The sequence below is a fragment of the Candidatus Vampirococcus lugosii genome, from assembly GCF_018420025.1.
Classification (GTDB): domain Bacteria; phylum Patescibacteriota; class Gracilibacteria; order Absconditabacterales; family Absconditicoccaceae; genus Vampirococcus; species Vampirococcus lugosii.
Genome location: NZ_JAEDAM010000048.1, coordinates 1 through 12,496, shown reverse-complemented (window position 1 = coordinate 12,496; position 12,496 = coordinate 1). Strand labels below are relative to the sequence as shown.

Sequence of the window (12,496 nt, the reverse complement as noted above, 5' to 3'; positions counted from 1 at the left end):
TGCTTGTTTCGATACTTGAGGATCTAGCGATAAACCAGAAGTATCTTTTGCTGATGATGTAAGTTTTGAAGAAGCTTATAATACAATAGTTGATGATATATTCTATAATATAGATAAATCAATTTCAATATTATCATCTCTTGATTATCTTAAAGAAAAAGGATCTATAAACTTAACTTCAAATAATCAAATGTATGTTTGAGATGCTGAATTATCTTATTCTATGGATATAGAAAATTCATGAGATGTTATGGATTCTGAATCATCAATGGAATTGTCTTTGGCAATTAATTGAGATTATAATGATTGATTAACAGAATCTAATATAGATGCTTTAATTGATTTAAATATGATAACCTTATGAGAAACTGCATATTTATCTTTGGATAATATGGAAATAAATTCTGATGATTCTCAATTAGGTATGATGATAGATAATATGATATCTCCATTTAAATGACAATGGATTCAAATTGCTGGTGGTGAGACTTTGTGAGATGTTGAATCAATAAATATTTCTGATGTATATGATATGTTTGGTGATATTAAATCTTTGATAAAAGAATATCCTATATTAAAAAGTGTAGAAGAACTTTGAAACTCATCTTTTTCTGTAGAACTTGATTCTGAAAATATACAAGAATTATCTACTAAAATATTATCGCTTGAAGTTTTTGTTTTAACAGAAAATGATATATCAGATGCTACTTCATCATTAAATGATATTATCAATGATATTGATTTTAAATGAACTCTTAATGTATGAGATTGATACAAATTAGAATTTGATACATTCAAAATTGATGAAATTGATATTGAATGATATTTATGAAATGATTCATGAGAACTTAAGTTTTTAAATGCATCTCTTCCTGATGAAAGTATTTCAATAAGTTATACATCTGAGTGAAATAAAAGTGATATAAATTTTGTTTATGATGATTGATCTTGAGAAGATTCTTTTAATTGAAATTTGAAAACAGAATATTCTTTTTGAGATGAAAGTATAGAATCTAATTTTGATTTAGATTTTAAATTTAGTGTTCTTTGAGAAAAAGGTAATTTTTCTATTAAATTTAATGATTTAATTGAATGAACTGATTCTATTGATGTTCAAGAACCTGAAGAGTTTCAAACAATTGAAGAAATTATGTGAGGTTTTATGTGATGAATACCTGGATGATGAATGCCTATGGAACCAACAATTGATTTTTAAAAAATGTATAAATAATTATTATATAATAATTTAGTTTTATATATAGATAGGTTTTTAGTTTTAGTAATTTTTTGAAAATAATATTTTGAATTAATTCTAAAATTAATTAATCTATCTATTTTTCAATTACTACATATTTTAAATTTATAATAAATTAATTAAAGTGGCTTTTAAGAAAAAAAGGTTATGAACATATTGAAATTTAATTTATATTTTTTCCAAGACTAAAGATTCTTTTATTAGTTTTATGTTTTTTATAAAACTTTCATTTATATCTTTTTCTTTGTTTCTGATTTTTTATTTTGCAAATTATGCTATCTCTTTTTGACAAAATTTTATGTCAGGTTTATCAAATATGATAATGTCTATTACTGAATCTACGGTATGAGAAGATTTGAATGTAGATGAGTTTTGACAAATTAATGCATTGATATTATGATATGATCATTGATATTTAGCAGATAGTATTATAGTTGCATCTTATGATGTAGATTTATGATCTGTAAGTTTTTTATCTATTCCAAGAGATTTATATATTAGTAATCCTGATGTATCTTATAATTGAAAAATAAATTGATTATTACCAACTATATATAACAGAACTTGAGAAGTATCAGAATGATTAAATGCATTAATATCTACTATTAATGAAATTACTTGAATTAATATAGATTATTATGCTTTGATAGATTTTGATTGATTTATTAAATTAGTAGATTCATTATGATGAGTAGAAGTTGATGTACCAGAAAAAATTGTAGATCATAAATATCCTACTGCTAATTGATGATATCAAACTTTTATTGTTGAAGAATGAATTCAAAAATTTGATTGAGAAACTGCATTAAAATATGCTAGAAGTAGACAAACTACATCCGATTTTTCTAGATCTATAAGACAACAATTACTTATTAAATCAATTATTTCTCAAATAGTATCTGTAAATAATTTGGTAAATATTCCTAATTTGCAAAAACTTTATTGAGAGTTTAATTCTATGTTGGAAACTAATATAAGTTTTAGACAAATAATATCTCTTATTTCTTATGTTAAAGAATTAGATATATACAATAGTGCTTGACTTACAGCAGATTGTGATAAAAGTTATTTTGAAACAACTGATATTTGATGTTTTTTATATTATCCTCAGAGAAGTTTGTTTGGTTGAGCTTCAGTTCTTTTACAACAATGAGCTAATGTATCTGATTTTTCCAACTATAAAAATATTCAGGATTTTGCATTTTTTTTCTTAAATAATCAAGAATATTTACTTGAAAAACCTAGTATTAAAGTTGTTAATGCAGTAGATCCAAAAACTATTAGATCTAAACATTGAAGATTAATTTCTATAGCAAATAATATGGCTATTGAATTGAAACAATACTGATTTGATGTAATAGATACTTGAAATTCTGATGAATATTATGAAAAAAATATAGTTTATGTAGATGATTTAAATTCTTATAAATCTACAATTTCTTTATTGAGAATTTTTATTGATATTGATGAGGTACTACAATCAAATGAGTTAGATGCTCATATGGAAATATATCTTTGAAATAAATTTATTGAAAATTAAAATATGAAAATATTTTATTCTTTATATGTAATTATTTTATTTTTGCTATCAATTTTTTGTTTTTTTATAAATTTAACTTTTCTTAAATTAATTCTTATTGAATTAATTGTATTTTTGTTTATAATTAAATTAATTATTTATAATCTTAATTAAAAGATATGAATTGACTGTTTGTTGTATCCTTATTATTAATATTTCTTTGATTTATAATTATATTTTTTACACTTGTAAAAGTATCTCCTTTTGAAAAATGAGTTAAAGAAAGACTTTCCAAATATCATTCTACTTTGCAAGCAGGTTGGCATATTATCATTCCATTTATAGAATCTGTAAAAAAAGTAGATATGAGAGAAAGAGTTATAAATACTCCAGCTCAAAATATGATTACATCTGATAATGCAGCCGTTTTAGTTGATTCAGTTATATTTACACAAATTTATGATGCAAAAAGTTCTACTTATGAAATTCAAGATCCAATTTTGGCAGTAAGTAGCTTATGAGTTACAACATTAAGATGAATTATTGGTACTATGACATTAGATGATATTTTATGAGATAGACAAAAAATAAATACTTATGTTCAAACAAATCTTGCAAAAGAAACAGATAAATGGTGAATTAGAATAAATAAAGTTGAAATACAAAAAATTGATCCACCAAAAGATTTAGTAGATGCCATGAGTAAACAAAAAATTGCAGAACAAGAAAAAAGAGCATATGTACTTACTGCTGAATGAAAAAAACAATCTTATATTATAGAGGCACAATGATATAAAGAAAAACAAATTTTGGAAGCTCAATGACAAGCTGAAGCTATAGAAAGAATTGCACAAGCTAGGGCAAAAGAAATAGAATATGAAGCAAGTGCAGCAATTGCTTATTTTAAAGATAATGCTATATTGAAAGAACAATTAAGAGTTGCACAAAATTCTTTGAAAGATAATAGTAAATTTGTTATTGATTCAGATATAGTTAATACTATAAAATGAGCTTTATCCAAAATTAAAATATAATTTTATATTTATTTAATAAAATCATGGAAAAAGAAAAAATATTTAAAGTTGCAGAAGAACATTTTTTTGCAAAAAGATATACTGATGTAAAACTTGATAATATTGCTAATTCTCTAAATATTCAAAAACCAAGTTTATATTATTATTTTATAGATAAAAAAGACTTATTCTTACAAACTATTAAATATTCTATGAATAAATATATTAAATCATTGGAAAATGCAGTTAAAGAAAAAGATTTGGAAAAATTTCTTAATTGGTATTTAGTTTATCCTTCAGATAATAAAAATCTTTTTGCTATAGCTTTCCAAAAAGGTTATTGTATAGATAGAGATATTAATTCTACAATTTTATCAGGTAAAATTCTTGTTGATAGAATTATTAATAACTTTTTTTTGGAATTTTGATTAACAAAAGTAAAAATATACTTAATATTAAATCTTTTGGAAAAATTAGCACAAGATAATTGTGTAGATTGATATTGTCTTAAATATAAAATATCTGATATACTTCCAGAAATTAAAAATTTTTTGGAAAAATAGTTATAAAATAATATTTAAAAAAAAGATATACAGTAAATTACTGTATATCTTTTTTTTTAGAATAAAATTAATTTTATTCATTTTTTTGTATAAGTTTTCATTTCATACCTGATAAACTTACTGCACCCAGAGATCTAGAATCAAAACTACCTCATCTTTGTTGTTGTCCAAATATGAAATAAGAATTTGATTGTAATTTTCAATTATTAATGTACAAACTCATCATTCTTTCTTGATTTTCATTTATTATATAAGAATTATTTTCTTCATTTTTTAATACTTGATCATTTACAATAATATTTATTTCTCATTGCTCATTTTCTATAAATTCTACTTTATCATTAGGCATTACTTTAACTTGCTTGATTATAATAGATTCTGTTGATGCAGCATCATAAATCACAATATCATTTCTTTTTATATCACCTCCACATTGATAATATCATTCTGCTATCAAAACTTTATCTCAATTTTTTAATATAGGTTGCATACTAATTCAGTTTATTTCATAATAATCATTATTTACACAATCATCTTGTAAAGATGTATTGTCTATATCTTGATCATCAACATAATTAATTTCATTTCAATTATTTATGTTTCAATTTAAATTTCAATTATTTCAAGATAATATATATATAAACAATACTATTACAATTCAAGCTCATCAAATAAATCATCAAATATATAGTATTCTATTCATTTATTTATTAAAATAATATTTTATAAAAAAGATTTATTCACATACTGTACAAGGTGCAAATCAACCTGCTTCACAACATTGAACATTTTCAGTTTCTCTACTAGCACTACAATTTGCTTGATCTCAAGAAGAAGTATTACAAGTCCAATTTCTAGTCTCTCCTTCACCAGGGAAACTAGGATTAGTTGGATCTACATCTCATTCTTCACAAAAATCATTTGTACCCCAACTTGTATCATCAAAAGCATAAGTTTTCCCATCTTCTCATCAACATTTCGCTGGTGGATTAGTTACTGAGTTACAACATTCAACTTTTTTAATTATATCTCAAGAAGTTACACTAACAGAACTAGGTCAATCCCAAGAATTAGTATTAGTTCTCCATCTCCAAGCTCAACCACTATTATTTATCATTTCATCAGTCAGTTGTCAAGAATCATGTCACATTAAAACACTTCAATAATCATATCATTCTTCTATACACCATTGATTCCCAGCATCTTGTAAATTAACAAGATAATGTCAAGATTTCTTAGGATGATTGTCATATATATTACAAATTGGATCAACATTTTCAGTTTCTCTACTAGCACTACAATTTGCTTGATCTCAAGAAGAAGTATTACAAGTCCAATTTCTAGTCTCTCCTTCACCAGGGAAACTAGGATTAGTTGGATCTACATCTCATTCTTCACAAAAATCATTTGTACCCCAACTTGTATCATCAAAAGCATAAGTTTTCCCATCTTCTCATCAACATTTCGCTGGTGGATTAGAATTTGTTCACTTTTTACAAACAAATCAAACGAGTTCTCATTTTGTGTTTTCTGAAATAAGATCTTTATATGTTCAATCTGGACAATCAGAAGAATTAACTATTCACCAATATACCCAATTTCATGTACAATAATGATCATCTCCTCAAATTCCATCACCATTGTTATCATCAAAAGACTTAAGATTTGTCTCTTCACAATATCATCATCATATATAATCAGAACTTTTATCTAGATATTTTCAATCTCATAGATTTATATAATCATTATTTTTTTCATTTTCATCAACTATTTTTTCTTCTAGACAAACAAATCAAGTTGGTAAACCCCGTTGTCATATAATCGTTTTACCAAGATATTCTTCTAAACCTCAACAAACATCAGTAGATTCATATGAACTAGTTCATAAATCTCAAAAACCAGTCCATGTAAATGTGCTTGAATCATTTGAATTTCAACAGTCCCAATTCCAATTATCAGGGTTAGGATCATCATATCATAAATTATCATTATATTTATTTAAATTAGTTGCAGCACAATGACTAGCTCATGATACTACTTTTATTGTTTCTGGTGGATTAGTTCCATAACTACATCCTAAATCTGAAGGATCATAATTTAAATCTGACATACCATGATATGCTGGTCTTGTTCAATAATGTCAAGCTTCATTTATCAAACTATTATTATGAACACAACTTTGAAATACTGTCAAAGTTCATTTAGTTTCATAATCCGATCAATCATCTTTATGAGTTGCTCTAGCAGAACAATCATAACACTCTTCTACTGTAAATAAACATCTTCATGTTTCTGGACCTGCACCAAAACTACATCTATAATCTCTATTTTGGACAAATGGAGAATTATTTTCATTTACATTCTCATCTATTTTTGTAGAACAATACCATCAATCTACAAATCCTCTATCTTGTGATCACGGTTTTAATGATTGATTTGCATTAACTACAAATCACAAAATTAAAAACAAAAATACAAAACTGGTAATTAATATTTTTTTCATAATTTATTAAAATTAATTTAAATAAAAAAATAAAACATATACACATATATTATTAATATTTTTTTAAATTTTGCAATAGATTTTTTACTTTTTTAAGAAAAAGTTAAAATTAAATAAATTTAAATAACAAAAAATTCCAAATTACTTAATCATCTTTTTCAAAATTTTATAATCTATTTTTCAGGTTCAAAGTACAGGTAATTCATCAATAATCATTGTTTCAGATAATTTTACTAAATTACTTACTCAATTTTGTCTTAAGAAATCTTGAGCTTGTTCTAGATTTATATTTTCTGTGCTAAATAAAACGATTTTTGCTTGTCAATCTTTTTCCAAAGCTTCTATAGCTATTGAATTTCAATATTTTTTATTCAATATTGATTCTACAAAAGGTAAAGATATCATCTCTCATGCTATTTTTATAAATCTTTTTAATCTTCAAGTTATATAAATATATCAATCTTTATCAAGATATCATAAATCTCAAGTTTTGTAATATAATTTTCAATCTATATTTTCAAAAGGATTTTCCAAATTTTTATCCAAATATCAAGCAAAAACATTATCTCATTTGAAATAAATCATTCATTCTTTATTATTTCATAATATTTTTTTATTTTCAAGTCAAACTATTTTAACATCACCTCAATAAATAGCTAATCAAACACTTCATTTTTTTGATTTAATAGGTGGATTAATACTTATCACTGGACTACATTCTGTAATTCAATATCATTCAAGAATTTTTCAATTTGGACATTTTTTGTCAAATAATTCAAAAACATTTTCATTACATTTTTCTGCTCAAACTACTGCATATTTCAAGCTTTTTAATTTTTCTTCATTAGTATCTTTCAAAATCATATTTAAAAAAGTAGGGGTTGCACTAAGTGCTGTTATTTTTCAATGTCATATTAAATTTCATACTGTTTTAATATCATTTGGATCTGGAGTATACAAAACTTTTAGTCAAGAAATAAGTGGCATAATAGTATTTACACTAAATCCAAAACTATGAAATGGTGGCAAAAATCATATTAATTTATCTTTATTTGTAATAGGAAAATGATATAAAGCTCAATTTATATCTGATATTATATTTTTATGAGTTAATACAACTGCTTTGGGTAAACTTTCACTTCAAGAAGTAAAAAGCATAACTGCTTCATCTTCTGATTTAATTTCTGGTATTTTGAAAAACATACTATTAAATAATGCCTTAATTTTACTTATTAATTTAATATCTTTTAATAAATTTTCCAAAAAAACATACTTATCTTTTATTTTTTCAGTTCAATCATTTTGTATCTTTTCATAAAATTTCTTACTTGTCAATACTGTATTTATTTGAGCAAATTTAATACAATGTAAAAGGGCTGATTCTCATAATGTCCAATTTAACATAACTGGAACTTTTCAAGCCAAAATTGTAGAAATAATAAGTAAACTTGCACTTGATACACTAGGTAGCATTAATCAAATATATTTTCAATCAAATTTTTTAATATATGATGATATTAAATATACTTTTATCAAAAAATCTTTTTTTGATTGTATTCAAAAAATTTCATCATAAACAAAACTTTCTTTTTTATCTTTTTTAAAAACTTCTTTAAATAAATTTAATATATTTACATTGTTTTTTAATTTATTAGAATTATTTTGAATTATATCAAATAATTTTTCTTCTTTATTATTTGTCTGTATCCAATTGCAATCTTTTAATTCTTCTTTGTTTTGTGATTCTCAAATAGCCATAATATACAAATTCAAAACTGTTTTCAAATCCAAAATAGAAGGATTGTCTGCCAATTTAAAATTATTTTGTACAAAAGATTTAATTTCAGCTAAATCAAGAGAATCAAAATATAAATCATTTATCAAACTTGATTTAATATTTATATTATCTTCTTTTATTTCTTTTATTTCAGCTATTTTTTTTATTATTTTATTTAATATTTTTTCATCAATTTTTTGTAAATCATAATCTTGATTATCCAAACTACAATTTATTGCTCAATCTATATTTAATGGTAATTCTTTATTTTTTGTATTATTAAAATAAAAAAAATGTTTTTTATAATTTACTTTTTCTTCTCAATCTTTATTATAAAATTCTTCCAATTTTTGATTGTAATCATTTATATTTTTTGTATTTTTCAATATATTTGTATAATTTTCAATTTCAATTTTAACTTTTCTTTTTGGTATCAAAAAAAATATATTTCACAATAAAATAAAAAATGATTTAATTAAATTTAAAATCAAATTTGGAGTTTTTCAAGACCAAGCTTTTGAAAAAATACTTCATCGAAGTCATGTAGTTTTGATCAAGATAATCTCAACATTATCTGGCAATATTTGAGTTAAATTATATGCTATTTTTTTTCATTTTATTGATTCAAATCATTGACTATAAAGCTGTCATGATGGATACAATAAAATATTTTTTCACTCATCTAAAGCTAATTTAATATTATCAAAAGATTTATTTATACTTTCTTTATTTCAAGTTCACCTCTGTATATCTCAAATTGAAACTGCTCATATCCATATAAAAAAATATTTTAATATAGGTAAATTATAATAAGTTTCTGACATCAAAGGACTAACTTTTATTTTTTGTCATACAAGACTTACAACTATTTGAGGATCAACAAGTGCTTGATGATTTGGAAGAATTATATATTGTTTATTTTTTTCTATTTTTTCTAATCAAGATATATCAAATTTATATCTTAATCTTAAAATAAAAAAATATATTATTGAAATTAATTTAATCATTTTAATTTAGTTTAAATTTAAAAATTATTTTTTTCTAAAATAAATTAGTATTCAAATGATAAATAATATAATTCATAAAATTATGTAAGTAGTAGTAATTCATACTATTTTATCTATTTCATCAATCAAAATCATCATAATTCATATAACTAATGAACTTATCAATCACAAACTTGTTCATCAATATGATTTTTTATCATCAATTGCTATATTTTTTAAATAATCAGATTCAAGTAAATTAAAAACTATTCAGAAAAAAACTCAAGCTACAAAAGCTACAAGTATAGTTATAATAAAATTTAATAAAAAAAATGGTAAAATAATCGTAGATATTCAAAATAAAAAACTACAAATCATAAAAAAATACCATTTATTTTTGTTTATTTTCATAGACAAAACATTTCAAATCACACTTCATAAAGCACTAGCTAAAAGTATAAAAGTGGCTATACTTTGTTTCATATCTGTATTTTCTACAATATATTGAATTGCTTTTTGCGAAATTATAGTGGCAATAACTATTATCATTCATAAAAAAATCATTTCAATATAATATTTTTTGAATACATACAAAAAATCTCTAATATAATGTTCTTTATATTCTTTAAATCTAGATTTTAAGTTTTTATTATCAGAAATTGAAAGATTATTACTCAAAAAAAGTCATGATAATGCACTTATTAGTAATATCAACAAAATAATATATACTCATTTTTCATTTAATTTTTCAACTAAATATCATCACAATATACTTCATATAATTAATGATGAAATAAAAGAAATATTTGCTATTCAGTTTAATAAAGTATCACTTGCATAATTTTTATTTATTTCAGTAGATATAAGAATACTTCTCAATATAACCCAAAAAGAATATGTAAATCAAATAAAAATTGTAATAGATGTTATAATAATTATATTATCATAAACAGGAAATAAATATTGCAAATATAATATAATTATCGCTAGTATTGATAATGTTGAAATTATAAAATGAAATTTTCTCTCTTTCAACAATTCGTAAATAAATCATCAAATAATAAAAGAAAAAAATCATCATAAACTTAAATATGCCGCAATATATTCCAAAGTCAAAAAGTCTTCATCAAATAATCACCAAGTATAATATTTATATATAGAAAAAAATAAACTCCATATAATTACGAGTATTACACTTATTATATAATTTTTATATTTTAACATATTTAGTTATAAATTTTTATAAAAATAAAATATTAAATAAATTTTGAAATCCATTTATTAAATTTTTCAATAGCTTTTTTTCTCTGTGATAAATTTTTTTGCCAATATTCATAATTTTCTGTTACTGTTTGAGTATATCAATTAGGAACAAAAATATAATTATATGGTAAAGAATCATTAGGCACTTGATCCAAATGATGAGTTTCAAATTTTCATTCAGCTATTCACAAAAAACAAACTGGTTCAGACAAATTTCAATCCATATAAGAAATTGCAGTTTGCATACTTCAAGTATTATCTTGTACTCAATCAAAAAGTTTTTTGATTCAATCTTTTCATAAAGATTTGTATACAAATTTTGCAAATGCTCATGGAAAATCAGGGTAATAATTAAAAAATACTCCTGTATCATCAACTAAAACTGCTTCTCATATTTTTTCAAAAGCTTGTTTTGCTTTATTTTTGGAAATTTCTTCCAAATTTTGAGATTGAATTTCCATTATATCTATATCTTGTGATACAAGATTAATTCTTGAAGAAATATTTGTTTGAATTTCTTTAAGTTTTCATTTATTTCAAGTAATAAATGTTATTTTCATTGTTTTTTATTAAAATTTAAATAGGAATTTTGATAGTCCAATTTTGTCAATCATCTCTCAATGGCAATTTATTTTGATTTATATTTATCCAAGGATTTAATTTTATGAAATCGTAAACTGAAATATTATTTTCATTTAGATAAGAATATATATCTTGTATTTGTTCAACTTCTCTCAATTCATAATCTGGAAAAAAATAATAATCTTCTTCTTTTAAATTAAGTCAAAGTTTTTCTCTATTTTCATAAGCTAACTTAATAGCAAGAATTCTAGGAACGAAACGACGAGTTTCTGTATTTAGTAATAAGTCAAAATAATCATCACTTCATTGTCTTACTATTGTATTTGATAATGCTCATTGTCATTTATTGTAAGCAGATAATGCTAATTTCCAATCATAATCAAAAAGTCAACCAAGATAAGACAAATATTCAAAAGCAGAAATAGTTGATAAAGTATAATCATTTCTTTGATCTACATAATCATTTACCAAAAGTCAATATTCTCTAGCAGTCGCTGGCATAAATTGCCATAATCAAGATGCTCATACACTTGAATAAGCTTCATGTCTTAAAAAACTTTCTGCAACAGCAAGATATTTTAAATCATCTGGAAGTCAATATTCTTGTAATTTCTCTTCAAAATACGGAAAATATTTTCAAGTTCTTTTAACCCACAATTTATATTGATAAATATTATCAACAATTATATAAAATTCTCTTTCTATTCTTTCCCTGAAAAAGTTATGTTCATCAAGATTTATATCTTCTCACATAAAATTGACGGTTTTAATATCTCTAATTACTTGAGTACTACTCATAAGATGATTTGAATCTTGATAAGTTATTTTTTTAGTTTCAAAACAAGCAGTCAAAAATAAAGAAAAAAATAATAATATCAAAATTTTTTTACTAAACATTTTTTTTATAAATACAATTAATAATTAAATATCAACTTATAAACAAATAAAAAAATTTTTCAATAAGTTTATATCTAAACTTTTGCAGTAATAAAGATAAAAAAAGCTTGAAAAGTTAATTAAGAACTAATAAAAAGA

10 protein-coding genes are annotated in these 12,496 nt (G+C 22.6%); 4 read left to right on the top strand and 6 right to left on the bottom strand.

Going from position 1 to position 12,496, the window contains the following annotated elements:
- The 4 genes from VAMP_RS03735 to VAMP_RS03720 all read left to right on the top strand — a co-directional run.
- The coding region (locus VAMP_RS03735) for a hypothetical protein (protein ID WP_213349458.1) at positions 1 to 1,216 on the top strand (1,216 nt) is incomplete at its 5' end.
- 163 nt (positions 1,217 to 1,379) lie between these two features.
- Positions 1,380 to 2,795, top strand: a complete 1,416-nt coding sequence (locus VAMP_RS03730; protein WP_213349455.1) for an LCP family protein — start codon at positions 1,380 to 1,382, stop codon at positions 2,793 to 2,795.
- Between the two features lie 158 nt (positions 2,796 to 2,953).
- Complete coding sequence (locus tag VAMP_RS03725) at positions 2,954 to 3,808, top strand: SPFH domain-containing protein (RefSeq protein WP_213349452.1); 855 nt, start codon at positions 2,954 to 2,956, stop codon at positions 3,806 to 3,808.
- A gap of 23 nt (positions 3,809 to 3,831) precedes the next feature.
- On the top strand, positions 3,832 to 4,350 hold the full coding sequence (locus VAMP_RS03720) for a TetR/AcrR family transcriptional regulator (protein WP_213349449.1): 519 nt from the start codon (positions 3,832 to 3,834) through the stop codon (positions 4,348 to 4,350).
- Positions 4,351 to 4,423: 73 nt separating this feature from the next.
- On the opposite strand, the gene lepB is transcribed toward VAMP_RS03720, so the two are convergent.
- From lepB to VAMP_RS03690, 6 genes are all read right to left on the bottom strand, one after another.
- Positions 4,424 to 5,053, bottom strand: a complete 630-nt coding sequence (gene lepB / locus VAMP_RS03715) for a signal peptidase I (protein ID WP_213349446.1) — start codon at positions 5,051 to 5,053, stop codon at positions 4,424 to 4,426.
- A 33-nt stretch (positions 5,054 to 5,086) separates the two neighbouring features.
- Positions 5,087 to 6,853: a hypothetical protein gene (locus VAMP_RS03710; protein ID WP_213349443.1), complete on the bottom strand. Its 1,767-nt coding sequence runs from the start codon at positions 6,851 to 6,853 to the stop codon at positions 5,087 to 5,089.
- Positions 6,854 to 6,994: 141 nt separating this feature from the next.
- On the bottom strand, positions 6,995 to 9,637 hold the full coding sequence (locus VAMP_RS03705) for an AMP-binding protein (RefSeq protein WP_213349440.1): 2,643 nt from the start codon (positions 9,635 to 9,637) through the stop codon (positions 6,995 to 6,997).
- 24 nt (positions 9,638 to 9,661) lie between these two features.
- Complete coding sequence (locus VAMP_RS03700) at positions 9,662 to 10,840, bottom strand: MFS transporter (RefSeq protein ID WP_213349437.1); 1,179 nt, start codon at positions 10,838 to 10,840, stop codon at positions 9,662 to 9,664.
- 32 nt (positions 10,841 to 10,872) lie between these two features.
- The gene (locus VAMP_RS03695) at positions 10,873 to 11,439 is read right to left on the bottom strand and encodes a non-canonical purine NTP pyrophosphatase (RefSeq protein ID WP_213349434.1); all 567 of its coding nucleotides are present in this window, start codon (positions 11,437 to 11,439) and stop codon (positions 10,873 to 10,875) included.
- A 16-nt stretch (positions 11,440 to 11,455) separates the two neighbouring features.
- Positions 11,456 to 12,358: a lytic transglycosylase domain-containing protein gene (locus VAMP_RS03690; RefSeq protein ID WP_213349430.1), complete on the bottom strand. Its 903-nt coding sequence runs from the start codon at positions 12,356 to 12,358 to the stop codon at positions 11,456 to 11,458.
- Positions 12,359 to 12,496 lie beyond the last annotated feature (138 nt).